Raw genomic sequence first — 23,854 nt, 5'->3', positions numbered from 1 at the left:
GCCAGTGGCACCAGGCTCCGAGCCGGTCCCTGACCAACGCAATTCTCCAGGACGCGAGGCCGTCCTACGGGGTTTTCGCCAGTTTACCGAATTGCCTGGAATCGCCACCAGCGCCGTGTAGAGAAGACCGAAAAAAAACGACAAGTGCGGTGTTTCACCTGCTTACCCGATTCTTTTCGCTGCACCTCTGCCCGCCCGTCGCTTCCACGTAACGCCCGGCGAATGCTTCGGAAATACCTGCCTTGGACATGAATGGCGCCAGCGCAGAACCTGCGCTGGCGAAAAATGCAACCCGTTGCGGATTCAGCGCGCGGCAGCACCCGAATTATCAGGGATACGTGCAGGGTGGAGATGCACAGCCCTCGGACCGTGTAGCACCGCGTCCGGCCACCAGCCACTGACGGCTGGCGAGCGGATAAGGTCCTGAACAGATGCCTCCGGGCGTCCACGGCTGACGGTTGATTCCTCCTCCTGACTGAGTGCACAAGGCCCGCTTGGTTGATTCGGATTCCAATTCGAAGCCACCGGGGCCTTGTTGGCACCGCAGCAAACAGGACGCGTCGTCGCGACAACGGCAGGCTGGGCAACCGGCTGGTGCCGAACGTTGCTCGACACGGGGGTGGCCCGGCCACCCTTTGCGCACCTTGGCACCGACCATGAGACGTCGTGTGTGCCGAACGCCGTTTCCGGCAGCCCGGAAACCGACGGTACAACATGAAAAGAATGCTGATTAACGCAACTCAACCCGAAGAGTTGCGTGTAGCCCTGGTGGACGGCCAACGTCTCTACGACCTGGACATCGAGTCCGGCGCGCGTGAGCAGAAAAAGGCCAACATCTACAAAGGCAAGATCACCCGCATCGAACCCAGCCTCGAAGCCGCTTTCGTCGACTTCGGCTCCGAACGTCACGGCTTCCTGCCGCTGAAAGAAATCTCCCGCGAATACTTCAAGAAGGCCCCCGAAGGGCGGGTCAATATCAAGGAAGTGCTGAGCGAAGGCCAGGAAGTCATCGTCCAGGTCGAGAAGGAAGAGCGCGGCAACAAAGGCGCCGCCCTCACCACCTTCATCAGCCTGGCCGGCCGCTACCTCGTGCTGATGCCGAATAACCCGCGCGCCGGTGGCATCTCCCGCCGCATCGAAGGCGAGGAACGCAACGAACTGCGCGAAGCCCTGAACGGCCTGACCGTACCGGGTGACATGGGCCTGATCGTGCGCACCGCCGGCCTTGGCCGCAGCAGCGAAGAAATGCAGTGGGACCTCGATTACCTGCTGCAGTTGTGGACCGCCATCAAGGAAGCGTCCCAGGACCGCGCCGCGCCGTTCCTGATCTACCAGGAAAGCAACGTCATCATCCGCGCCATCCGCGACTACCTGCGCCAGGACATCGGCGAAGTGCTGATCGACAGCATCGACGCCCAGGAAGAAGCGCTGACCTTCATCCGTCAGGTGATGCCGCAGTACGCCAGCAAGGTCAAGCTGTACGAAGACAGCGTGCCGCTGTTCAACCGCTTCCAGATCGAAAGCCAGATCGAGACCGCCTTCCAGCGCGTGGTCGACCTGCCATCCGGCGGTTCGATCGTGATCGACCCCACCGAAGCCCTGGTGTCGATCGACATCAACTCGGCGCGTGCGACCAAAGGCAGCGACATCGAAGAAACCGCCCTGCAGACCAACCTGGAGGCGGCAGAGGAAATCGCCCGCCAGCTGCGCCTGCGTGACATCGGCGGCCTGATCGTCATCGACTTCATCGACATGACCCCGGCGAAGAACCAGCGTGCCGTGGAAGAACGCGTCCGCGAATGCCTGGAGGCCGACCGCGCCCGCGTGCAGGTTGGCCGCATCTCGCGCTTCGGCCTGCTGGAAATGTCGCGCCAGCGCCTGCGTCCGTCGCTGGGCGAAAGCAGCGGCATCGTCTGCCCGCGCTGCTCTGGCACCGGCATCATCCGCGACGTCGAGTCGCTGTCGCTGGCCATCCTGCGCCTGATCGAAGAAGAAGCCCTGAAAGACCGCACCGCCGAAGTGCGCGCCCAGGTGCCGATCCCGGTCGCCGCGTTCCTGCTCAACGAGAAACGCAACTCGATCACCAAGATCGAATTGCGCACCCGTGCGCGCATCATCATCCTGCCGAACGACCACCTGGAAACCCCGCACTTCGAAGTCCAGCGCCTGCGCGACGACAACCCGGAAGTGCTGAGCAACCAGTCCAGCTACGAAATCGCCGCTGCCGAAGCCGAAGAGGCGCCGCAGCCCACCGCGACCCGCACCCTGGTGCGCCAGGAAGCCGCGGTGAAGACCGCCCCGGCACGCGCCAATGCGCCGGTTCCGACCGCCGTTGAAGAGCCGCAGGCAGCCGCACCGGCCACACCTGCGCCGAGCGCGCCGGAGCCGAGCCTGTTCAAGGGCCTGGTGAAATCGCTGGTCAGCCTGTTCGCCGGCAAGGAAGAGCCTGCCGCCGCGCCGGTCGCACCAGCCGCAGAGAAACCGGCTACCGAGCGCAGCTCGCGCAACGAAGAACGCCGCAACGGCCGCCAGCAGAGCCGCAACCGCAACGGCCGCCGCGACGAGGAACGCAAGCCACGCGAAGAGCGTGCCGAGCGTGCACCACGTGAAGAGCGCCAGCCACGCGAGGAACGTGCACCGCGCGAAGAGCGTGCACCACGTGAAGAACGCGCCCCACGCGAAGAGCGTGCTCCGCGTGAAGAGCGCGCCCCACGCCAACCACGCGAAGACCGCCGCGGCAACCGTGGCGAAGAGCGCGTGCGTGAACTGCGTGAGCCGCTGGACGCCACCCCTGTCGAGCGCGAGGATCGCCAGCCGCGTGAAGAACGTGTAGCCCGCGAAGAGCGTACTCCGCGTGAAGAACGTGCACCACGTGAAGAGCGTGCCCCGCGTGAAGAACGCGCCCTTCGCGAAGAGCGCGCTCCGCGTGAAGAACGCGCCCCTCGCGAAGAGCGCGCTCCACGTGAAGAACGCACCCCTCGCGAAGAGCGGGCTCCGCGTGAAGAACGTGCACCACGGGAAGAACGCGCCCCACGCCCACCACGTGAAGAGCGCCAGCCACGCGCAGCCGAAGAAGCGGCCGTGCAGGCTGCCGAGCTGGCCGAAGAGCAACTGCCGAACGAGGAGCTGCTGCAGGACGACCAGGAAGGCACCGATGGCGAGCGCCCACGCCGCCGCTCCCGTGGCCAGCGTCGTCGCAGCAACCGTCGTGAGCGTCAGCGCAACGTCAATGGCGAGCTGATCGAAGGCAGCGAAGAAGAAAGCCACGAAGAGCAGCCACAACAGCATCAGGCCACCGAGCTGGGTGCCGAGCTGGCCGCCGGCCTGGCCGTGACCGCCGCTGTTGCCAGCAGCAACATCAGCGCCGAAGCCGAAGCCCAGGCCAACCAACAGGCCGAGCAGGCTACCGCTGAAGTCGCCGCCGCAGAAACCGACAACAGCGAAGCTGCCCAGCCTGTACAACAGGCCGAAGCAGCAGCCAAAGCGGAAGAAGTCGCCGTGGCACCTGTGGTCGAGCAACCGTTCAACGAGCCTGTGGCTGCAGTCGAAGCGAGCGCCGAACCAGTGGTCGAGGTCACCCCGCAGCCAGTGGTCGAAACCGCGCCTGCTGCCGAGCCTGTGGTTACCGAAGCGCCTGCCGTCGAGGCCGGTGAAATCGAACAGGCACCGGTCGTGGTCGAAGCCGCCCCGGTTGCCGAGCAGCCTGCGCCGGTTGTCGAAGCCCAGCCAGAAGTAACAGTCGCCGAGCCTGCCCCGATGATCGTCGAGCCTGCACCGGTCGCAGCCCCTGTCGCGGCAGAGCCTGCCACTGTCATGCTGGCCAACGGCCGTGCGCCGAACGATCCACGTGAAGTGCGTCGCCGCAAGCGTGAGGCCGAGGCGGCAGCCAAGGCTGCACAGGAAGCTGCTGCAGCGGCCGGAGAACCAGCCCTGGAATCCACCGATGAGCAAAAGCCTCATCACGGTTGATAGCCAAGGCTGAATGAAAAAGCCCCGCCAGTGCGAACTGGCGGGGCTTTTTCTTGGGCTTCTGTTGCATGTCAGCGCCTGCACGCCGCCTTGCAGGAGCGGCCCTTCGCGACACAAGGCCGTTTCTACACGGGGATACAGTGAACCTGACAGGCCAGGCCGGTCAGTAGAGGTTGGGCTCCATCTCCAGTTCGACGCCGAAGCGCTCCAGGATATCGGCCTGGATCCGCCGCGCCAGCCCGTGCATCTGCGCCCCGCTCGCCTGGCCATGGTTGACCAGCACCAGCGACTGCAGTCGATGCACCCCGGCATCGCCCTCACGATAGCCCTTCCAGCCGGCCTGCTCGATCAACCAGCCGGCTGCCAGCTTCACCTGCCCGTCGGCCTGGGGATAAGCCACCACGCTCGGGTACTGTGCCCGAATACGCTCGACCTGGGCCGCCGCTACCACTGGGTTCTTGAAGAAGCTACCGGCATTGCCCAGCTCTGCCGGGTCTGGCAACTTCTCGCGGCGAATGCTGCAGATCGCCTCGCTGATCGCCAGTGCGGTTGGCTCGGTCACGCCCTGCTCGGCCAGGCGCTGACGCACCGGGCCGTAGTCCAGGCGGGCGTGCAAGGTGCGGCTCAAGGCAAAACGCACGCGCAGGATCAACCAGCGCCCAGGGTTGCGCTTGAACAGGCTGTCGCGATACCCGAACGCACATTCCGCCAGGCCGAAGTCACGCAGCGCGCCGGTCTCGCGGTCCAGGGCGGTCAGGCCGACAAACACATCCTTGATTTCCACCCCGTAGGCGCCGACGTTCTGCATCGGCGCGGCGCCAACCGTGCCAGGGATCAGGCTGAGGTTCTCCAGCCCGCAATAGCCCTGCGCCAGGGTCCATTGCACGAACGGATGCCAGGGCTCACCAGCCTCGGCCTCGACCACGACCCGTTCGCCATCGTCACTGAGCACACGCCGGCCACGACTGGCCATGTGCAATACCCAGGCGTCGATATCTTTGGTCAGCAACAGATTGCTGCCACCGCCAATCACCAGCAGCGGCAAGCCGTGCTGCTGCGCCTGGCTCAATGCCTGACGCACTTCCTGGTCGTCATGTGCCGGGCTGAAATAGCGCGCTTTCACATCGATGCCGAAGGTGTTGTAAGGCTTGAGCGATACCTGCTCCTGCCACTGCAGTGTCATAGCCGCCCCTTGATTTCCAGCACCAGCGCCTGGCACGCCGCCTCGACCAGGTCGAGCACCTGCTCGAAGCCTTCGGCGCCGCCATAGTACGGGTCTGGCACTTCATCCAGCGCTGCGCCATAGCGGCGCAGGAACAGGTCAAGCTCGCCTGTTGCCGTGTGCGGGCGCAGGGCGCGCAGATGGCTGAGGTTGCTCTCGTCCATGGCGAGGATCAGGTCATACTCGGCAAAATGCGCGGCCTTGACCTGCTGGGCGCGCTGCTGCGACAGGTCATAGCCGCGCGCGAGCGCCGCCTTGCAGGTACGGCTGTCAGGCGCCTTGCCGACATGCCAGTCACCGGTGCCGGCGGAAGCCACCTGTACCTTGTCGGCGAGCCCGGCAGCCTGCAATTGATGGCGCAGCACGGCTTCGGCCGTGGGCGAACGGCAAATGTTGCCCAGGCAGACGAACAGAACGCGCATCAGGCCTCCAGCAAGCGCCGTACGCGCTCCAGGTCTTGCGGGGTATCCACGCCTACGGCAGGCGCCTCGATGGCGTCCTCGACGTGAATGCGTACGCCGTGCCACAGGGCGCGCAGCTGTTCCAGCGATTCAGCCTGCTCGAGCCAGCACGGCCCCCAGCTGACGAAGTCCTGCAGGAAGCCGACACGGTAGGCGTACATGCCGATGTGGCGGCGGTAAGGCACGCCCGTCGGCAGCTGGTTACGGTCGCTGGCGAACGCGTCGCGCGCCCAGGGCAGCGGCGCGCGACTGAAGGTCAGGGCCAGGCCATGCTTGTCACTGACCACCTTGACTGCATTGGGGTTGAACACGGTTTCCGGCTCATGGATCGGCTCGGCCAAGGTAGCGATGCCGGCCTGCGGATGGGCGGCCAGGTTGGCTGCCACCTGGTCGATGATCACTGGCGGAATCAGTGGCTCGTCGCCCTGCACGTTCACCACGATGGCATCGGCCGGCAAGCCCAGGTGCGCGGCCACTTCGGCCAGGCGGTCGGTGCCCGACTCGTGGTCGGCTCGGGTCAGCAGCACCTCGGCGCCAAAGGCCCGGCAGGCCTCGACGATGCTGGCATCGTCAGTGGCAATGACCACGCGGCCGGCGCTGCTCTTGCGCGCCTGTTCCCACACATGCTGGACCATCGGCTTGCCGGCGATTGGCAGCAACGGCTTGCCTGGCAGGCGCGTGGAGCGCAGGCGGGCAGGAATCACCACGGTGAAGTTCAGGCTCATTTGTCCAGACGCTCGTCGTCGGTCAGGGTGCGTGCCTCGCTTTCCAGCATGACCGGAATGCCGTCGCGGATCGGGTAGGCCAGGCCGGCACCCTTGCTGATCAGCTCGGTCTTGTCGGCGCTGAGCTTGAGCGGGCCCTTGGTGATCGGGCAGGCCAGGATATCGAGCAGTTTGGTGTCCATTGGAGGTTTCCTTCAGGCCAGGTGGCCGAACATTGAAAACGGGCTCAGGGCTTGCGCAGCAAGCGTTGCAACTGGTTGTCGAACCAGGTGCCGAAAGCCGCCGTAGGCTGTGCCTCGACGGCCAGGTACCACCAGTCGTCGGCGGCGAAGGCCCGGCATTTCACCGCGTCCTTCTCGGTCATGACCAGTGGCAGCGGCGGGGCGAAGGCGAGGCTTTCGACACTGAACCGCGCATGGTCGGCAAAGGGATGCGGCACCGGCTGCCAGTTTAGCCCCAGCAGGGTATTGAAGAAACGTTGCGGGTTGCCGATGCCGGCCACCGCATGCAGGCGCTGGCCCGCGGGGAAATGGTCAAGCCCGCGGCGTTCGCCACTGCGCAAGTTGACCAGGGCGGAGGGTTGCAGGCAGAAGCCAAAGCCATCGGCGCGGTCTTCGCTGCTGCCGTTGAACAGCACCGCATCTGCGTCACGCAGGCGCTCGGCCGGCTCGCGCAACGGCCCCGCCGGCAGGCAGCGGCCATTGCCCAGGCCACGGGCGGCGTCGATCAACACCAGTTCGAGGTCGCGGGCCAGGCGATAGTGCTGCATGCCGTCGTCACACAGGATCAGGTCGAGGGGCTCGCTGGCCAGCAAGGCCTGCACCGCCCGGGAGCGGTCGGGGTCGATCATCAGCGGCACGCCGCTGCGCTGCACGATCAGCAGCGGTTCGTCGCCGGCGTGTTCGGCGGGCTGGTCGGCCTGCACGCGCCATGGCAGCTGCGGCGGCTTGGCGCCATAGCCACGGCTGACCACGCCGACCTTGAGTCCCTGTCGGCGGCAGTGCTCGATCAGCCAGAGGATCATCGGTGTCTTGCCGGTACCGCCCACAGTGATGTTACCCACCACGATGACTGGCACCGGGGCCCGGTAGCTGGCGCTTTTGCCACGTACGAAACGCGCCCGCTTGCGGATCACCACGCAACGGTACAGCGCCTCCAGCGGGCGCAGCAGCGCCAGGGCCGGGTGCCCGGCGTACCAGGCCGCGAGCAAGCGGTCGGTGAAAGCCATCAGGGCGTGCCTTGGGCCGCCTCGACCGTGGTCATGCGCAACTGGCTGAAGCCGAGCTTGCCGGCGGCATCCATCGCGGTGACTACAGCCTGGTGCGGGGTCTTGCCATCGGCGCTGATGGCCAGCGGCAGCTTGTTGTCGCCGCCTGATTCACGCTCGATCGCTTCGCTCAGGGTGGCCAGGTCGCTCTTGGGCAACAGGTGGTTGTTCACCGAATACACGCCGTCGGCGCTGATGGTGATTTCCACCAGCTTGCCCTGCTCGGCAGGGGTCGGCTCGGCGCTGGTGGCCTCGGGCAGCTCCACGCGCAGCTGGGTCTCGCGGGTGAAGGTGGTGGTGACCACGAAGAACAGCAGCAGCACGAACACCACGTCGATCAGCGACGCCAGGTTGATGTCGACGTTCTCCCGCTGGCGATTGCGCCGGAACTTCACGCCTTGCCTCCGGCCACTTCCACTTCACGGTCGCCCTGCAGCACTTCCACCAGCTTGATCGCTTCCTGTTCCATGCCCACCACCAGCTCATCGATGCGGCGCAGCAGGAAGCGGTGGAAGAACACCGCCGGGATACCGACCATCAGGCCAGCCGCGGTGGTGACCAGGGCCTTGGAGATACCGCCTGCCAGCACTGCCGCGTTGGCGGTCATCTGCGAGCCGATAAAGGCGCTGAAGATGTCGATCATGCCCAGCACGGTGCCTAGCAGGCCCAGCAGCGGGGCCATGGCGGCAATCGTGCCAAGGGTACTGATGTAGCGTTCCAGCTCGTGGATGACGCGCGAGGCGGCCTCCTCGATGCATTCCTTCATGATTTCGCGGCCGTGGCGCGAGTTGGCCAGGCCGGCGGCGAGGATTTCGCCCAACGGCGAATCGGCGCGCAGGGCCTTGAGCTTGTCACTGGTCAGTTGCTTGTCCTTGATCCACATCCAGACCTGGCCCAGCAGGTGCGGCGGGGTGACGCGGCTGGCACGCAAGGTCCACAGGCGCTCGACGACGATAGCCATGGCGGCGATGGAACTCAGAATGATCGGCAGCATCATCCAACCACCGGACTTGACCAATTCCCACACAGTAAACGCCCCCTCGGAAAAAGGCCGCCACTCTACCATAGGCGCGCCGGAGGCTCATCTGCCGAAGGTCAGGGAATTGTTGGAGGGCAAAAAGGGTATGCCTGGGGTTCGGTATCGGCTCGGACAAGCGCTGAAAATGTAAAGGCAAGCACCTGCAAACCCCTGCACCTCACTGTGCCGGAACCCGCCAAAACCGCCGCTGCTCTCTTACGCTCTCAACCTTCCCCTGCCTTCCCAATACCAACCGCAACGCGCCATGCTCGGCCGTGTCATGCATCATCACCCCATGCCGCCGATAACGCTCGACCACCTGCGCATGCGGGTGCCCGAAGCTGTTGTTACGTCCTCGCGAAACCAGCACCCCGCGCGGTGCCGTGGCCCGGATGAAGGCCTCGGTGGAGGAACTCCGGCTGCCATGGTGCGGCGCCTGCAGCCAATCGATACGGGGGGTGTCGGTGGCCGCCAACCAGGCCTGCTCGGCAGCGGCCTCCATGTCACCCGCCAGCAGCAGGCGCTCGCCCTGCGCCTCGACCAGCAACACGCAGGATCGGTCGTTGCTGCTTTTCCCGTCAGCCCAGCGCCACAGCGAGAAACGCACGCCATCCCAGGCCCATTGTTCGCCGCTGCTACAAGGCTGCAACGGAACATTTTCAAGCGCTTCGCCACCGATCGTCCGCCGCACCGGCATGCCACGTTGTATCGCCGCTGCGCCGCCAGCATGGTCGGCATGGGCGTGACTGATCAACATCAGGTCAAGGCTACCCACCCCGAGCTTACGCAGGGTAGGCAGCACCACCCGTTCGCCCAGGTCGGTTTCGCCCCTGGCCGGACCGGCGTCGTACAGCAGGTTGTGATGCCGGGTGCGCAACAGCACCGCCAGGCCCTGGCCGACATCCAGTTGCCAGATTTCGACCTGCCCGAGCGGTACTGTCGCCCTCGGCACCCACAGTGCCAGCAGCATGACCCCACCCAGGCCACGCAGCGGCACACCTCGGGGCAACAGCAACAGCCACGTGCCCAGGCAGACCAGCAGCCAGGCCCACAGCGGCGGAGCTGGCGGCTGCCACGCAGGGCGCTGCTGCGCCGCCAGCGTCAGCAGCCGGAACAGCCCGTCGAGCAAGCCGCCCGCCAGCCACAACAGTTGCTCCCCTACCCCACCCAGCGGCAGCAGCAACGTTCCCAGCAACGCCAGCGGCAACACTGCCAGGCTGACCCACGGCACTGCCACAAGATTGGCCAGCGGCGCACTCAGGCTCACCGGCAAGCCGGTGGCCAGCAGCACCGGGAGCAAACCAATGGCAATCACCCATTGGGCGCGCGTCCAGGCCTGCCAGGGGCGCCAGCCGCCCAGCCGCGCGCTGAAGCAATAGACCAGCGTGGCCACAGCCGCAAACGACAGCCAGAAACCGGGCAACAGCGCGGCCAACGGTTCAACCAGCAGCACGGCCACCAGCGCCAGCAGCAACGGCAAGGTGGCGCCAAGGTGGCGAAAGCGCAAACGCCAGAGCAGCACCACGGCCAGCATCAGGCAGGCACGCTGCACCGGTACGCCGGCACCGGCGAGCCAGCCGTAAGCCAGTGCCGCGGCCATGGCCAGGCCACACGCCCAAGGCAGCCAGGGCAGCCGGGCCGGCCACAGTCCGCAGCGCGCCAGCCCGGCGACAAGGCCATACAGCAAGCCGGCAACCAGGCCGATGTGCTGGCCGGAAATCACCAGCAGGTGCACCGTGCCGGTGGCCTGCAATGTCTGCCAGTCCTGCCGGGGCAGGCCGGAGCCGTCGCCGAGCACCAAGGCTGCCAGCGCTGCCTGGCGGCCGTGAGCCTCGACCGCCAGCAGGCGCTGGCGCAGGGTGTCACGCCAGCCACCGTCAACCGGTGCCAGCCGTTGCCCGGCCTTGACCGTACCGCTGGCCCCGACCCGCCGCGCCAGCAACCGGGCCTCCAGGTCCGGCCCATGTGGGTTGAGCAGCCCGGCCGGGCGCTGCAAGGTCACCGCCAGCCGCCATTGCTCGCCCGCGCGCAGCGCTGGCCCGTCGAACCAGCTCAATTGCAGGCGCTGCGGCAGTTCGGCCCGTCGCGAGCGGGCACCTTGCAGCTCGAAGCGCACCCCTTGCGCCGTGCGCGTCGGCAGCCCGACCACGCGGCCCTCCAGCCACAAGGTACGGCCATCCAGGCCGGCTGCCAGGCGATCAGCCAGGGCCGCCTGGGCGGAGCCACAGGCCCAGCACAGGCCCAGCAGGAAACAGCCCAGCGGCCACAGGCGGGTGAACAGGCAGACGCCACCGCCAAGCGCGAGCAGCACCAGCCACCCGACCGACGGCAACATGGGTAGAAAGCCCAGGCACAACAGCCCGAGCGCGAGCGCAAACATCCCTGTGCGCATGAGGTAGGGCTCCAGAAGCGCAATCACCTTCTGAGGCATAGCTCATTTGCCGACAGCGCTTGCTCAACAATTGTCACAAACTCTAAAAGAGGCTGATCGGGAATCAGGGCATACTGACCGGATCAACGCTCCGGGAGCCTACATGCCGCGCCGACTTTTCAAACGCTACATGCCGGATCCGACCAGCATTCGCGAACACAAGTCCTTACGCTTTTTTGGCAAGCTGCTGCACGACCCGAACCTCTGGCACCTGAACCGGCACTCGGTAGCCCGCGCCATGGGGGTCGGCCTGTTCGCCGCCCTTATCCCCATTCCCATGCAGATGCTACTGGCGGCCGCGCTGGCGATTCCGGTACGTGGCAACCTGCCGATCGCGGTGAGCCTGGTCTGGCTGACCAACCCCCTGACCATGCCACCGGTGTTCTTCGTCACCTACATGACCGGCGCCTGGCTGATGCAGGTTCCGCCACGTACGCTGCCCGACGCGCTGACCTTCGACTGGATCACCGACCAGTTGGCCACCCTGTGGCAGCCATTCCTGCTGGGGTCGGTGGTGTGCGGGGTGGTGCTCGGCATCGCCGGCTACTTCACCACCCTGCTGTACTGGCGCTGGTGGATTGGCCGGCAATGGCGCCGGCGCAAACTCCGCTGTTCACGCACGCATGCCGCGGCCGCTGACCAGCAGGCGAACGCACAGCAGGTAGAGCAGCGCAGTGGCGACCAGCATGAAGGTAATCGCCGTGCCAATGCTGATATCCGACACCCCTAGGATGCCGTAGCGGAACGAGTTGACCATGTGCAGCACCGGGTTGGCCAGCGACACGGTCTGCCAGAACGGCGGCAGCAGGTTGATCGAATAGAACACCCCGCCCAGGTAGGTCAGCGGCGTCAGCACGAAGGTGGGGATGATCGAGATGTCGTCGAAGTTGCGTGCGAACACCGCGTTGACGAAGCCCAGCAGCGAGAAGATGGTAGCGGTCAGCAGTACCACGACCACGGTCACGCCCAGGTGGTGTACCTGCAGGTGAGTGAAGAACAGCGACAGGAAGGTCACGATCACCCCTACCGCCAGGCCCCGCAGCACCCCACCCAGCACATAACCGATGAGGATGGTGTGCGGCGATACCGGCGATACCATCAGCTCTTCGATCGAGCGCTGGAACTTGCTGCCGAAGAAGCTCGACACCACGTTGCCGTAGGAGTTGGTGATCACCGACATCATGATCAGCCCCGGCACGATGTACTCCATGTAGCTGAAGCCCCCCATGTCGCCGATCTGCCGACCGATCAGGTTACCGAAGATGACGAAGTACAGGACCATGGTGATCGCTGGCGGCAGCAGGGTCTGCGGCCAGATGCGCAGGAAGCGCCGCACTTCGCGGTAGACGATGGTATTCAGGGCGACCCAGTTGGTGCGCAGCTCGACACTCATACCGCCACCTTCGACAGGTTTTTTTCCACCAGGGACACGAACAGCTCCTCGAGTCGGTTGGTCTTGTTACGCAGGCTCTGGACCTCGATGTTCTGCAGCGCCAGCTGGCCGAACAAGGCGGTGATGCCGATGTCCTTGTCCACTTGCACTTCCAGGGTATGCGGGGTCAGCAGGCGGCACGGGTAACCCTGCAGCGCTGGCGCCGTGGCCAGGTCGTGCTTGAGGTCGAGGACGAAGGTTTCGACATGCAGCTTGCCCAACAGCTGGCGCATGCTGGTGTTCTCGACGATGGTGCCGTGGTCGATGATGCCGATGTTGCGGCACAGCTGCTCGGCCTCTTCCAGGTAGTGGGTGGTGAGGATGATGGTGATGCCTTTCTGGTTCAGCTCGGTGAGGAAGCTCCACATCGAGCGGCGCAGTTCGATATCCACGCCGGCGGTGGGCTCGTCGAGAATCAGCAGGCGCGGTTCGTGGATCAGTGCACGGGCGATCATCAGCCGGCGCTTCATGCCGCCGGACAGCGAACGCGACTGCACGTCGCGCTTGTCCCACAGGCCCAGCTGAGTCAGGTACTGTTCGGCGCGCTCCTTGGCCAGCTTGGGCGGGATGCCGTAGTACCCGGCCTGGGTCACGACGATGTCGAAGGTCTTCTCGAACTGGTTGAAGTTGAACTCTTGCGGCACCACGCCCAGGCAGCGCTTGAGCGCGGCCGGTTCGCGGTCGAGGTCATGGCCGAATACGTTGACCGTGCCGCTGGTCTTGTTGACCAGGGTCGAGAGGATGCCGATGGTGGTGGATTTGCCGGCGCCGTTGGGGCCGAGCAAGGCGAAGAAGTCGCCTTCGGCAACATCCAGATCGATGCCCTTGAGGGCCTGGAAGCCGTTGCCGTAGGTCTTGGTCAACTGTCGGATCGACAGGGCAGAACTCATAGCGGGTCACTTACCAGAAAAAAGGTGCAGGACACGCCAGGCAAAGTCACTGGCGCAGTGAGTGCGGCCAATGGTGCTTGGCCCGGCCGCACAAGTACAGTCACATCTATTGATAATGACTATCGAGGCATGCGTGGTGTTCGATCAGGTCAGCGCTGTCATCACCGCCGCCTGGTAGGCCGGGCGTTCCTTGAGGCGCTCGTACCAGGCTTGCAGGTGGCGCATGGCCGGGCGTTCGATGGGCATTTCGAACCAGGCATAGATGAAGCTGCCCAGTGGGATGTCGCCCATGCCGATGCGCTCGCCGGACAGGTACGGCTGCCTGGCCAGGGTTTCGTCGGCGATGGCCAGCAACGTGGCGCATTGCTTGTGCGCGGCATTGATCGCCACCCAGTCACGCTGGTCTTCGGGGGTGCGCAGCAGGCCCCAGAACAACGGGCGGAACGGGCCGGCGAAGGACGAGGTGGCCCAGTCCATCCACTTGTCGGCCAGGGCGCGCTGGCGTGGGTCCTGGAGATACCAGCCCTGCTCCGCGCCGTACTCGGCGCACAGGTAGCGGACGATGGCATTGGATTCCCACAGGGTCAGGTCACCGTCTTCGAGCATTGGCACCAGGCCGTTGGGGTTGCGCGCCCGGTAATGCGGCTCATTGACCACGCCGAAAGCGCCACCGGCGTCGATTGATTCGAATGCCAGGCCCAGCTCGTGGGCGATCCACAGCGCCTTGCGCACATTGCTCGAATTCTTGCGGCCCCAGATCTTCAGCATGGCAACGTCCTTATGAAATGCGGAGGTGGCACAGTCTACTCCAGACTTTCGTCGCCTGTACCGACCCAATCAACGGCATCGCACAAGGCGCACTGAAACTCCCGACGTCCCACCCTTGTCACTGTTCTGACCCTGTCGTCCACAGCGTTGCGTCTAAGCTAACCGGGACGGCTCAAGCCCCTGGTTCCAAGGAGGACCGATTATGTTGCTGTTGTGGTTGGTGGTACTGGTGGTCGGCGCGGCATACCTTACGCACCGGCGCCTGGCGCCCTTGCAGATTCTTGGCAGCATGGCCGCCTACGTGCTGCTGATGGGCATTTTCAGCAGTGCCCCCGGCTGGCTGCTGACCCTGCTGTGGATAGTGCTGGCGTTGAAAATTGCCCTGGTGGCGCTGCCAGAATGGCGCCGCAAGGTCTTCACCGGCCCGGTGTTCGACTGGTTCCAGCACACCCTGCCGCCCATGTCGCAGACCGAGCGCGAGGCGATCGACGCCGGCACCGTGTGGTGGGACGGCGAGCTGTTCAGCGGCCGCCCCGACTGGCACACCCTGCTTGCCTACCCGGCACCACAGCTGACCGAAGAAGAACAGGCCTTCATCGACGGCCCGACGGAACAACTGTGCGCCATGGTCAGCGACTGGCAGATTGGTCAGGACATGGACCTGCCGCCCGAAGCCTGGGCGCATATCAAGCAGCATGGCTTCTTCGCCCTGATCATCCCCAAGGAATATGGCGGCAGAGGTTTCTCGGCCTACGTCCACTCACAGGTGGCGATGAAACTGGCGACCCGCAGCGGTGACCTGGCGTCCACGGTGATGGTGCCCAACTCTCTCGGCCCGGCCGAATTGCTGCTGCACTACGGTACCGACGAGCAACGCAACCACTATCTGCCGCGCCTGGCCCGCGGCGAGGAAATCCCCTGCTTCGCCCTGACCGGCCCGCTGGCCGGCTCTGACGCTGGCGCCATGCCCGACAGCGGCGTGGTGTGCAAGGGCCAATGGCAGGGTGAGGAAGTGCTCGGCCTGCGCCTGAACTGGGAAAAGCGCTACATCACCCTCGGCCCGGTCGCTACCCTGCTGGGCCTGGCCTTCAAGGCCTACGACCCGGACCACCTGCTCGGTGAACAGGAAGAACTTGGCATCAGCCTGGCGCTGATCCCGACCGACACGCCCGGCGTGGACATCGGCAAGCGTCACCTGCCACTGGGCGCCGCATTCATGAACGGCCCCAACAGCGGCAAGGATGTGTTCGTGCCGCTGAGCTTCCTCATCGGCGGCCAGGCCATGCTCGGCAAGGGCTGGATGATGCTGATGAACTGCCTGTCGGTCGGCCGCTCCATCTCCCTGCCCGCGGTGGGCACCGGCGCGGCCAAGTACACCAGCCTGGTCACCGGCCAGTACGCCAACATCCGCGAACAATTCAATGTGCCGCTGGCGGCCTTCGAGGGCATTCAGGAATCGCTGGCGCGCATCGGTGGCAACGCCTGGCTGATGGACAGCGCGCGCCTGCTGACCGCCAAGGCGGTCGACCTGGGCGAGAAGCCCTCGGTGCTGTCGGCGATCCTCAAGTATCACCTGACCGAGCGCGGTCGCGAATGCATCCAGCACGCCATGGACGTGCACGGCGGCAAGGGCATCATCATGGGCCCCAACAACTACCTGGGTCGCAACTGGCAAGGTGCGCCGATCTTCATCACGGTAGAGGGTGCCAATATCCTTTCGCGTAACCTGATGATCTTTGGCCAGGGTGCCATCCGCTGCCACCCGTTCGTGCTCAGGGAAATGGCCCTGGCCGGGCGTGAGGACCGCGGCCAGGCATTGCGCGAGTTCGACGACCTGCTGATGCAACACATCATGTTCGCTGCCGGCAATGCGGCCAGCACGCTGGTACTCAACCTGGGGCTGGGCCGCCTGGAAAGCGTGCCTGGGGACACCCTGAGCCAAGGCTACTTCCGCGCCTTGAACCGCCAGGCTGCAGCTTTTGCACTGCTGGCGGACTTGTCGATGATGCTGCTGGGCGGTGCACTCAAGCGCCGTGAGCGCCTGAGCGCGCGGCTGGGGGATGTACTCAGCTACCTGTACCTGTCCAGCGCCGCGCTCAAACGTTACCACGACCTGGGCTCGCCGGAGCACATGCAGCCGCTGCTGCGCTGGGCCATGGAAGAAAGCCTGGGCCAGGCGGAAAAGGCCCTGGACCGCCTGCTCGACAACCTCCCAAACCGCTTTGTCGGTTGTGCATTGCGGGTACTGGTGTTCCCCTTCGGTCGCCGCCATACCGGGCCGAGCGACGAGCTGGATGCCGAGGTTGCAGCATTGATCGGCCGCAACAAAGGCGACCCGGCACTGGAGGAGTTGCTTGCCGGTTGCTTCAGACCACAGGCCGACGGCGACCCGGTGGCGGCGCTGCAACGCGCCAGCGACCTGCTGGACGAGACCGCCCCGCTGTACAAGGCGCTGCATCAGGCAATCAAGGAAGGCCGAGTGCAACCCGCACCCGGCCAGTCGGCCATCGACGCAGCGGTCGACAGCGCTGTGCTGCAGCCAGGCGAAGGGCAACGCCTGCACGCAGCGGAACAGGCACGCCGCGCAGTGATCGATGTCGATGCCTTCGACAAGGCCCAGTTGCTGGCGGAACCGGGCAAGGTTCGCTGATCTGCACTGCCGGGAAGGGCTGCTTTGCGGCCCCTTCCCCATCCCGCGTATACTCCGCGCCCGTTTCGACCACACCGAGGACCGCCACCATGGCCAACCCCCATCTGGAATACCACCTGCAACTGCTGAACCACCTGCGCACCATCCTGGTCGCCCTGGGTGAAGCGGATCAGGTACCGGAGGAAAGCCACGCCCTGTTCCTCGAGCGCTTCGACGAACTGCTGACCCTGCTGCCGCAAGACCCGCTGCAAAGCCAGTACCTGGGCCAAGACCTGATCTGCCAGGTGATCCAGCGCTACCCGCAGATCGCCCACCTGGTACCCCGCGACCTGCTGTGGTTCTTTGCCGGTGACTGCCTGCACTTCATGCCTGACGAAGAACTGGAGCTGTACCAGCAACTGGAAGAACGCCGCTACGAAGCCGAGCAGGCCGGCGAGCCGTTCGACTGGAACCTGGAAAAGCAGCTGCTGGGCGCCCAACAAGGCCCCGCCAGCACACACTGACCGCAACGCACAGGCTGCGATGAAACATGCGCGGCCTGTTTAGCCGCAGCATTTTTCGAGAGACAAAAAAACGCCACCTCAAAAGAGGTGGCGTTTTCTGAATTGGAGCGGGAAACGAGACTCGAACTCGCGACCCCGACCTTGGCAAGGTCGTGCTCTACCAACTGAGCTATTCCCGCAATTTTAAGCTTTACCGCTTATCGGCGTGAGCGCCTTTACGACCTCCACCACCACTGCACCGTACGAACGCCACAGTATTTAAACTGGAGCGGGAAACGAGACTCGAACTCGCGACCCCGACCTTGGCAAGGTCGTGCTCTACCAACTGAGCTATTCCCGCATTTGGCGTCCCCTAGGGGACTCGAACCCCTGTTACCGCCGTGAAAGGGCGGTGTCCTAGGCCACTAGACGAAGGGGACACACAACACTTTTCAGTGCACCAGAACATGAACCTCACGATTCAGCCTGGATTTTCTTTTCCTGCCTCGCCGCAAGGCGCTGCCGGATAAACTGGAGCGGGAAACGAGACTCGAACTCGCGACCCCGACCTTGGCAAGGTCGTGCTCTACCAACTGAGCTATTCCCGCAATTTGGCGTCCCCTAGGGGACTCGAACCCCTGTTACCGCCGTGAAAGGGCGGTGTCCTAGGCCACTAGACGAAGGGGACACGCTGCTGGCATCGCTGCCTGCTTTCACTGCCTGCCGCGTTTCGCTGTGTGCTTTACGCTGCAAGTGGCGCGCATTCTATGGATGCTTCGTAGGGGCGTCAACCCCTTTGTAGAAATTTATTTAAATCAACGACTTCCGGACGCGGGGTGCAGATCCGGAAGCCGCGGCCGATATAAGGGAGGCCTGCCTGTAAAGAGGTTGGCACAGGTACACGGTGGCTGTTCGTCCCCAGGCGAACTTACTACACTCAAGGGTGTGATTCATCTTCAACGAGGCATTAACGGTGACCCCACTTCTGATCACCCTGCTCATCGTGGCGGGTATCGCGTTGCTGATCGTGATCGGCTACCTCAACAATGTGGTCGAGAACAACAAGCTCGAGCGCGCCCGGCTGAAGATCGAGCTGGCCGACCGCCTGCGCCGCTGTGGCGAAATCACCGAGACCTTCCCCGGCCAGTTCATGACCCCGGCGCTGAAGCTGCTGTTGACTCGCCTGGAGCTCAACCTCAACCAGCGCCAGCTGGCGCTGGACAAGCACAACGCCGAACTCAAGGCACGCATTGCCGAACTTGAGGGGCTGATTGCCCTGGGCGCCAAGATCCCGGTAAGCAACCCGCCCGGCCCGATCCAGACCGAGGTCAAGGCCAAGGACGTGCGCTTTCTGCTGGAGGCACTGCACAGCCAGGTGACCCGCGCCGCCCAGGAGGGCTTCCTGCCCACCCCCGAGGCCAAGCACTGGGTCAGGGAGATTCGCCATATTCTGGTACTGCTGCATATCGAGTTCTTCAACAACCTGGGTCAGCAGGCGCTGCAGAACGGCCAGCCGGGTCAGGCCCGCCTGGCCTTCGAGCGCGGCGTGCAGTACCTGCGCAAGCAGCCGGAGCCGAAGGCCTATGAAGAGCAGCTGACCTACCTGGAGAAACTGCTGGCCCGGGCCAATGCCCAGGTGCTGGAAAAGATGGAGCCGGCGGAGAACGAGCAGAACGAACTGACCCAGGGGCTCAAGACCGATGACGAAGAGACCTGGAAGAAGCGGGTGATCTACGATTGAGCGAAACCGGTCAGGAACCTGCACGAATACGGTGAGGATGCCACCGCATTCATGCAGGTTGATACAGCTAGTCAGCGTGGACCGAGCGCCGGCAACCGGGTAGCGACAGGCAAGTGATCAAGTATTTCGGGGACCACACTGAAGTCAATCGCAATCGCCTTGCCTGGAAGCTTCCCCACCGATCCGCTCCAGTAGCGTTTGCGCAGGCCGAGTGATTCAAGTCTATCCCCGCCGAATGTAAGTACTTTCCAGAAAAAGTTGGAGTCAAACCTCAACTCCTGCCCTTCCGTAAAGGTCCCCTCCGGCAGCAGCACAAACTGAATGACATTGCTGACGACTACCTCATAAGCAGCCGTCTGGCGCAACGCATCTTCCACGGTAATGGTCGCACGACCATTACCAAAGGATTCGACCAAACCACTGTTCTGGTCAACTCGGGCAATGTCCGGCGCGCTGGAGCGATACGTCAGCGGTGGCACACCTCCGGTAGCCTGGCGAGTTGCATAAGAGCCGCTGGGCGCTTCGCCTGGTCGGAACAGCTCGGTACCGTTGTAATAGACAAACATCCCGCGCTCAGTGCTGAGCTGCATCGTCGAAGTGTCTATCTCCAGCGCCGGCACCTCCACGATATTCACTCGCCAGGGCTCGGATTGCGGCTGCCCACCATACAGGCCCTTCACCACCAGCTCATGCGACGCCTTGCTCAACCCCCTCACTGGCAATGTCCACCGCCCCGCCGTTGCCGTCACGGTATCGCCTGGTTTGCTGTCAACCAGCAGTTGCACCTGCTGGTCCGCATGCGCCGTGCCCTCGAGCGTCAGGTCGGCAAGGTAGCTCTCCCCACCGTTTTCAACCGGCGTACCGTTGCTGTCGGTCACACCTGTAATGACGGGCTTGGTCGCTGTCTCCACGGTAAAGGTAAAGGGCGTGGAGTCAGGGCCATCCCCATACTGCGCAACGGCTTTCAGTTCATGCCTGCCAGCATCGAGGTCCTTGAGCGTAGTGCTCCACTTTCCTGCCGTGTTGGTTTGCGGGCTATCAGCGGGCTCACCGTTATCATTCAGCGTCACCTGCCGATTCGGCGTCGCCGTCCCTGCTATCGTGATTTCAGTGGCAAATGTGGTGCCGCCATTTTCCACCTTCCCGTAGACGTCTGTTACCGTTTCGATGGTCGGGACCCTGTGTTCAAGCACGCTGAACGTCCATACCTCAGACTCGCCATGGTTACCATACAAAGCCTTGGCCTTGATGGCATGACTACCGATGACCAAGTCGTCCAGGTCGGTTGTCCAGGCCCCTTTGCCATCGACCGGTACGGGCTTGCGCTCAACGGTTCCATCAATAATCTGTACCTCTTCATTTGGCGTAGCGCGCCCCGACAGGGTCACCGTCGTCTCATAGGTGCTCCCTTGATCCGCAATCGGCCCATCTACGGCATCCTCCACCGAGGTGATGAGCGGCACAGGCGCGCCCACCCATAAATTCAACGGCTCGGAAGTACTCACCCCGCCCCCATCCGCCCGCTCGACCCAATAAGACGCCACTACATCGTGACTATTATTGGCGATGACCAGTGCCTTGCTGACGGTCAGCTCGAACTGCTCGCGACCAATGTTGGAAGCGGTAATATTGATCGAATCCTCCAGCGAAGCACCCTCATCCTTGCCCTTCCAACTGAAGTACAGAACATCGCCTATGGCGATGCGCGCATAGCGCTGCACCACCAGCCTGGTACCACCGACCGGTACCTTTTCGGGATCGAGCACCCAGCTGCCATCCCCCTGTTCCTCTGCATGGTTCACACTTGGCCTGGCCAGCTCGGCCCGTGGCTCGCCGACGCTGAAGGTGATCGTGCGCTCCGACCTGCGCGGCGACTGACCGTCCCGCTCCAGGGTGTAGTGCAGCACCAGCTTGCCGCCCTCGATCGCCTTCAGGTGCTTGCCATCGACCGTAAACGGAATCGGCTCCTTGCGGCCTGCCTCGCCGTTGCTGATGTCGTGGGGGGGGATTTCCGGGAAATAGGGCGTAAGGTCCGGCTTTTCGCCCTCCCAGACCAAGGTAATCACATCGCCCGCCTGCATGCTGTCGTCCCAGGGCACGTCGATGGTGGTTTCTGGCAGTGTCGGGTCCAGCATTCCCTGCTGGGCATCCACTGCCTTCGGCGCAGGGAGGCGCACCGCTTCACCCGCAATAGAGACGAACTGCCCTCTGGACTTGTAGGCACCTTCGGCCCGCTGCTGCTGATAAGCCAGCGCACCCATGCTCTGGCGCGCCGCCTCCGACTTGACCAGCTCATAGCTGAATTTCGCCCGGGTCTTGGCCAGTTGGCGCACATCTGCATTGGCAATCGGGATTTCGACCACCCCCGGCACGCTCTCGACGACCTGGGGCGGATAGGAGATGTTCACGGGACGCCCATCCTCGGTCTCACCGAACAGGTTGGCAACGATGCTGTCGTCCACCGCGAACGGCTCAGCAAACGCCACCACCTGCAACGTTGCATTGGCCTCTCCCAGAAGCTCCAGATCGAGAACGTTGTTCTTGGCTTCTTTCACGATAGCGGGGGCAAGGCGCGCGTTACCGGTGTCGACAACCACCCGCTGCTCGGCGCTCCAATCCTCGGAGCGGTTGTCAACCACAGAATGACCGCTTCCTCAACCAGGATCGGGATGGCATTGCCCACCTCTTCCAGTTTCACGAGGTGCTCAACGAACACTCCGCCCCAGCTCAGGCGGATCTTGTCGTGCTCGGCCATGAACGGATACGGCAGGATGGTCACTTCCACCCCCTGCCTGGCGCGCTCCGCGTCCACCCCATCGTTGCCGACGTCGTCCGGCAGGGTGAATTTGAGTTCGGAATGGCCGGGGTTGGAGCCATCCTGGTCCTGGCCACCGGGGCGCTCGAGCTTGACGTAGATCTTGGTTACCGCCGAGGGCTCCTCTACCTGGCCCAGGCGCTTGACCCGATAGCTGAGTTCAGCAGCGCCAGTCTGCAAGTGGCCTGGCGGAACGAAGAGCGTCTGGCGCTGGTCCACCAGTTCCTCGGTAATGGTCACGCTGTCGACTTCGTCACTGCCGGCCATGGCCCGGACCCTGTCACCGCGGCCCATTTGCGGCCATGCCGGGACATATAACTGCAGGCCTTGCCTGGGGAAGTTTTCATGAGCAGCGGCAAGGTTGATTCCCCACTCACCGCTGGGCACCGGGCCGGTGGCGCCGGGAATGGAGAGTTCGTCGAGCAGCAAGGGCCCTGCGCCCGAAGCCAGAGCAGTGGTTTTGCCTGCCCTTTGATCAGTGTCCAACATTGCGCAGCTCCTTTCCGAGTGAGGATGAAGTACGCAACATTGAACGTCGCGCCATAAACCGACGCTACTGGCAGAAATGCCAGGTAAAAACAGACGGCAGATATTCATACCTGAAGCAAAACGGCATTGCAGGCCAAGCCTGCAATGCCGTTACTTCACATCAAGGCATGCCTTTACCCTAACCTGATCCCTGGGAACGAAGGCCCGATCTGTGCGGACCATCCCTCTCCGCCGCCGTCCATGTCCTTGTGCTGAGCTTGCTGACGCAGCCCGTACTGGCGCTGATCCCGGGACCAGTACGTCCCGCCCGGCCAGCCAAGCTGGCCAAGCCCACCGCCTGCCCTGTACTGATTGAACACTTCCCGCAAGTCGCTCATGAAAATGCGCTGATCCCACCCGACAATGTACTGGGAAGAGCCCATGAGGTACATGCGAACGACATTCTGTACTGTCACGTTGTAACTCACCGCTTGCTGCGCCTGGTCGCGCACGGTGATGACAGCACTGCCATTGGCACGCGACCTTACGGTACCGCTGGCATCGACGCTCGCCACGCCAGTGTTGCTCGAGCTGTAGCTATAGGGTGGTACACCGCCACTGGCCACGCGCTGCCGCGCTGCGTTGGCGGGTGGCGTACTGGGCCCCTGGCCATCATCCCCGCGCACGAACACTCTGCCGTCGAGCACCATGGTGCTGGTATCGATCACCAACGGCGGCCTGTTCTCGACTGTGACGATCCACTCGCCGGACACCGGCTGGTTACCGTAGAGGCCTTTCGCCGTGAAGGCGTGACGGCCGGTGGCAAGTGCCGAAAGCGGTGCCTGCCAGTTACCTCCCGGCGCGGCTACCGTGGTCCTGGGCGTGCCATTGTCCAGGATCTGCACTTGCAGCCCGGTTTGAGCAGTACCATCGAGTGTGAGCCCGGTCTCATAGGTGCGGCCACCATTGCCAATCGGCTGGCCCTTGCTATCGACCACACGGCTGATGACCGGCGTGGCACCTTGACGCACTTCAAAGCCATGCCCCCCCGACTCCAGCTTGCTGCCGTACAAGGCCACAGCCTTGACCAAGTGTTGGCCGACCGCCAGGGCAGACACCACAGCGGTCCAAATGCCGCTGCTGTCAACCGGTGCCTGGACCTTTGGCGTGGTACCGTCGAACAGTTCAACCCGCTGCCCGATACTCGCCTTGCCAGTGACCGTCACACTGGAGTCGAACGTGAAGCCGTTGTTCGCTACATCACCCAGACTGTCCTGCACACTGACGATACTCGGCGCCATTTGCACATCGTATTCGACAGTACCCGAGCGCTTCTCAGGCGGATTGCCGCCTGGCAGCACGACATACATTACCCCTATGCTGTCATTCTCATTTGCCTTGATCACGGCATGGTCAATCTTGAAACGCTGTTCCCCGCCCTGAGTCACTGTGTGCGTTTGTGCATCCGGATGCTTACCTGACACCTCGATACGCACCTTGTCCAGCGGTTGCAAC

General features: G+C 63.9%; 19 protein-coding genes and 5 tRNA genes. 5 read left to right on the top strand and 19 right to left on the bottom strand.

The features are described from left to right. Positions 1-714: 714 nt before the first annotated feature. Positions 715-3,969, top strand: coding sequence for a ribonuclease E (gene rne, locus B4L76_RS17735; protein ID WP_296234304.1), 3,255 nt, complete (start codon positions 715-717; stop codon positions 3,967-3,969). 163 nt (positions 3,970-4,132) lie between these two features. Here rne and murB read toward each other — a convergent pair whose 3' ends face one another. The 8 genes from murB to B4L76_RS17695 all read right to left on the bottom strand — a co-directional run bounded on the left by murB (position 4,133) and on the right by B4L76_RS17695 (position 11,054). Beyond that, entirely contained in the window at positions 4,133-5,152 is a 1,020-nt protein-coding gene (murB, locus tag B4L76_RS17730; RefSeq protein WP_296234303.1) for a UDP-N-acetylmuramate dehydrogenase, read from the bottom strand. After that, positions 5,149-5,613, bottom strand: coding sequence for a low molecular weight protein-tyrosine-phosphatase (locus tag B4L76_RS17725; RefSeq protein WP_296234302.1), 465 nt, complete (start codon positions 5,611-5,613; stop codon positions 5,149-5,151). Before B4L76_RS17725 ends, murB begins: the two co-directional genes overlap by 4 nt. After that, on the bottom strand, positions 5,613-6,377 hold the full coding sequence (kdsB, locus tag B4L76_RS17720) for a 3-deoxy-manno-octulosonate cytidylyltransferase (protein ID WP_296234301.1): 765 nt from the start codon (positions 6,375-6,377) through the stop codon (positions 5,613-5,615). Before kdsB ends, B4L76_RS17725 begins: the two co-directional genes overlap by 1 nt. Then, positions 6,374-6,559: a Trm112 family protein gene (locus B4L76_RS17715; RefSeq protein WP_003247142.1), complete on the bottom strand. Its 186-nt coding sequence runs from the start codon at positions 6,557-6,559 to the stop codon at positions 6,374-6,376. The genes kdsB and B4L76_RS17715 overlap by 4 nt, the downstream gene beginning before the upstream one ends. Before the next feature lie 44 nt (positions 6,560-6,603). Then, a complete protein-coding gene (gene lpxK, locus B4L76_RS17710; protein WP_296234281.1) occupies positions 6,604-7,605 on the bottom strand; it encodes a tetraacyldisaccharide 4'-kinase in 1,002 nt (333 codons plus the stop codon). Further along, complete coding sequence (locus B4L76_RS17705) at positions 7,605-8,039, bottom strand: ExbD/TolR family protein (protein ID WP_296234280.1); 435 nt, start codon at positions 8,037-8,039, stop codon at positions 7,605-7,607. Before B4L76_RS17705 ends, lpxK begins: the two co-directional genes overlap by 1 nt. Continuing rightward, entirely contained in the window at positions 8,036-8,671 is a 636-nt protein-coding gene (locus B4L76_RS17700) for a MotA/TolQ/ExbB proton channel family protein (RefSeq protein ID WP_170028901.1), read from the bottom strand. Before B4L76_RS17700 ends, B4L76_RS17705 begins: the two co-directional genes overlap by 4 nt. A 169-nt stretch (positions 8,672-8,840) precedes the next feature. Then, positions 8,841-11,054 (bottom strand): DNA internalization-related competence protein ComEC/Rec2, encoded by a 2,214-nt coding sequence (locus B4L76_RS17695; protein ID WP_296234277.1) that lies wholly within the window; start codon positions 11,052-11,054, stop codon positions 8,841-8,843. Positions 11,055-11,196: 142 nt separating this feature from the next. On the opposite strand from B4L76_RS17695, the gene B4L76_RS17690 reads away from it, so the two are divergent. After that, entirely contained in the window at positions 11,197-11,823 is a 627-nt protein-coding gene (locus tag B4L76_RS17690; RefSeq protein ID WP_296234276.1) for a DUF2062 domain-containing protein, read from the top strand. Here B4L76_RS17690 and B4L76_RS17685 read toward each other — a convergent pair. The 3 genes from B4L76_RS17685 to B4L76_RS17675 all read right to left on the bottom strand — a co-directional run bounded on the left by B4L76_RS17685 (position 11,707) and on the right by B4L76_RS17675 (position 14,183). Next, a complete protein-coding gene (locus tag B4L76_RS17685) occupies positions 11,707-12,486 on the bottom strand; it encodes an ABC transporter permease (protein WP_296234275.1) in 780 nt (259 codons plus the stop codon). The genes B4L76_RS17690 and B4L76_RS17685 overlap by 117 nt on opposite strands. After that, positions 12,483-13,415, bottom strand: a complete 933-nt coding sequence (locus tag B4L76_RS17680; RefSeq protein WP_170028897.1) for an ABC transporter ATP-binding protein — start codon at positions 13,413-13,415, stop codon at positions 12,483-12,485. The genes B4L76_RS17685 and B4L76_RS17680 overlap by 4 nt, the downstream gene beginning before the upstream one ends. A 144-nt stretch (positions 13,416-13,559) precedes the next feature. Beyond that, positions 13,560-14,183 (bottom strand): glutathione S-transferase, encoded by a 624-nt coding sequence (locus B4L76_RS17675; RefSeq protein WP_296234274.1) that lies wholly within the window; start codon positions 14,181-14,183, stop codon positions 13,560-13,562. 202 nt (positions 14,184-14,385) lie between these two features. On the opposite strand from B4L76_RS17675, the gene B4L76_RS17670 reads away from it, so the two are divergent. Continuing rightward, the gene (locus tag B4L76_RS17670; RefSeq protein WP_296234271.1) at positions 14,386-16,833 is read left to right on the top strand and encodes an acyl-CoA dehydrogenase; all 2,448 of its coding nucleotides are present in this window, start codon (positions 14,386-14,388) and stop codon (positions 16,831-16,833) included. Positions 16,834-16,922: 89 nt separating this feature from the next. Then, positions 16,923-17,336, top strand: coding sequence for a PA2817 family protein (locus tag B4L76_RS17665; protein WP_186689082.1), 414 nt, complete (start codon positions 16,923-16,925; stop codon positions 17,334-17,336). Positions 17,337-17,439: 103 nt separating this feature from the next. On the opposite strand, the gene B4L76_RS17660 is transcribed toward B4L76_RS17665, so the two are convergent. The 5 genes from B4L76_RS17660 to B4L76_RS17640 form a co-directional block, all read right to left on the bottom strand. Then, positions 17,440-17,515, bottom strand: a tRNA-Gly gene (locus B4L76_RS17660). Positions 17,516-17,600: 85 nt separating this feature from the next. Then, positions 17,601-17,676 (bottom strand) — tRNA-Gly (locus B4L76_RS17655). A gap of 3 nt (positions 17,677-17,679) precedes the next feature. After that, positions 17,680-17,755, bottom strand: a tRNA-Glu gene (locus B4L76_RS17650). A gap of 92 nt (positions 17,756-17,847) precedes the next feature. Continuing rightward, positions 17,848-17,923 (bottom strand) — tRNA-Gly (locus B4L76_RS17645). Between the two features lie 4 nt (positions 17,924-17,927). Further along, positions 17,928-18,003 (bottom strand) — tRNA-Glu (locus tag B4L76_RS17640). Positions 18,004-18,288: 285 nt separating this feature from the next. Here B4L76_RS17640 and B4L76_RS17635 point away from each other — a divergent pair. Beyond that, a complete protein-coding gene (locus tag B4L76_RS17635) occupies positions 18,289-19,056 on the top strand; it encodes a hypothetical protein (protein ID WP_296234267.1) in 768 nt (255 codons plus the stop codon). 71 nt (positions 19,057-19,127) lie between these two features. On the opposite strand, the gene B4L76_RS17630 is transcribed toward B4L76_RS17635, so the two are convergent. From B4L76_RS17630 to B4L76_RS17620, 3 genes are all read right to left on the bottom strand, one after another. Next, positions 19,128-21,695: a hypothetical protein gene (locus B4L76_RS17630; protein ID WP_296234266.1), complete on the bottom strand. Its 2,568-nt coding sequence runs from the start codon at positions 21,693-21,695 to the stop codon at positions 19,128-19,130. Next, complete coding sequence (locus tag B4L76_RS17625; RefSeq protein WP_296234264.1) at positions 21,608-22,360, bottom strand: hypothetical protein; 753 nt, start codon at positions 22,358-22,360, stop codon at positions 21,608-21,610. The genes B4L76_RS17630 and B4L76_RS17625 overlap by 88 nt, the downstream gene beginning before the upstream one ends. Positions 22,361-22,533: 173 nt before the next feature. After that, the coding region (locus tag B4L76_RS17620) for an Ig-like domain-containing protein (protein WP_296234262.1) at positions 22,534-23,854 on the bottom strand (1,321 nt) is incomplete at its 5' end.

This window comes from Pseudomonas sp. UBA4617 (assembly GCF_002386445.1).
Taxonomy (GTDB): domain Bacteria; phylum Pseudomonadota; class Gammaproteobacteria; order Pseudomonadales; family Pseudomonadaceae; genus Aquipseudomonas.
Note: the sequence above shows the minus strand (reverse complement) of the source record. Positions and strands in the feature narration are given on the sequence as shown.

What these genes read in the sequence shown, in the direction of transcription:
- rne (WP_296234304.1), top strand. Translation starts at nt 715, where the DNA reads ATGAAAAGAATGCTGATTAACGCAACTCAACCCGAAGAGTTGCGTGTA.
- murB (WP_296234303.1), bottom strand. Translation starts at nt 5,152, where the DNA reads ATGACACTGCAGTGGCAGGAGCAGGTATCGCTCAAGCCTTACAACACC.
- B4L76_RS17725 (WP_296234302.1), bottom strand. Translation starts at nt 5,613, where the DNA reads ATGCGCGTTCTGTTCGTCTGCCTGGGCAACATTTGCCGTTCGCCCACG.
- kdsB (WP_296234301.1), bottom strand. Translation starts at nt 6,377, where the DNA reads ATGAGCCTGAACTTCACCGTGGTGATTCCTGCCCGCCTGCGCTCCACG.
- B4L76_RS17715 (WP_003247142.1), bottom strand. Translation starts at nt 6,559, where the DNA reads ATGGACACCAAACTGCTCGATATCCTGGCCTGCCCGATCACCAAGGGC.
- lpxK (WP_296234281.1), bottom strand. Translation starts at nt 7,605, where the DNA reads ATGGCTTTCACCGACCGCTTGCTCGCGGCCTGGTACGCCGGGCACCCG.
- B4L76_RS17695 (WP_296234277.1), bottom strand. Translation starts at nt 11,054, where the DNA reads ATGCGCACAGGGATGTTTGCGCTCGCGCTCGGGCTGTTGTGCCTGGGC.
- B4L76_RS17690 (WP_296234276.1), top strand. Translation starts at nt 11,197, where the DNA reads ATGCCGCGCCGACTTTTCAAACGCTACATGCCGGATCCGACCAGCATT.
- B4L76_RS17685 (WP_296234275.1), bottom strand. Translation starts at nt 12,486, where the DNA reads ATGAGTGTCGAGCTGCGCACCAACTGGGTCGCCCTGAATACCATCGTC.
- B4L76_RS17680 (WP_170028897.1), bottom strand. Translation starts at nt 13,415, where the DNA reads ATGAGTTCTGCCCTGTCGATCCGACAGTTGACCAAGACCTACGGCAAC.
- B4L76_RS17675 (WP_296234274.1), bottom strand. Translation starts at nt 14,183, where the DNA reads ATGCTGAAGATCTGGGGCCGCAAGAATTCGAGCAATGTGCGCAAGGCG.
- B4L76_RS17670 (WP_296234271.1), top strand. Translation starts at nt 14,386, where the DNA reads ATGTTGCTGTTGTGGTTGGTGGTACTGGTGGTCGGCGCGGCATACCTT.
- B4L76_RS17665 (WP_186689082.1), top strand. Translation starts at nt 16,923, where the DNA reads ATGGCCAACCCCCATCTGGAATACCACCTGCAACTGCTGAACCACCTG.
- B4L76_RS17625 (WP_296234264.1), bottom strand. Translation starts at nt 22,360, where the DNA reads ATGTTGGACACTGATCAAAGGGCAGGCAAAACCACTGCTCTGGCTTCG.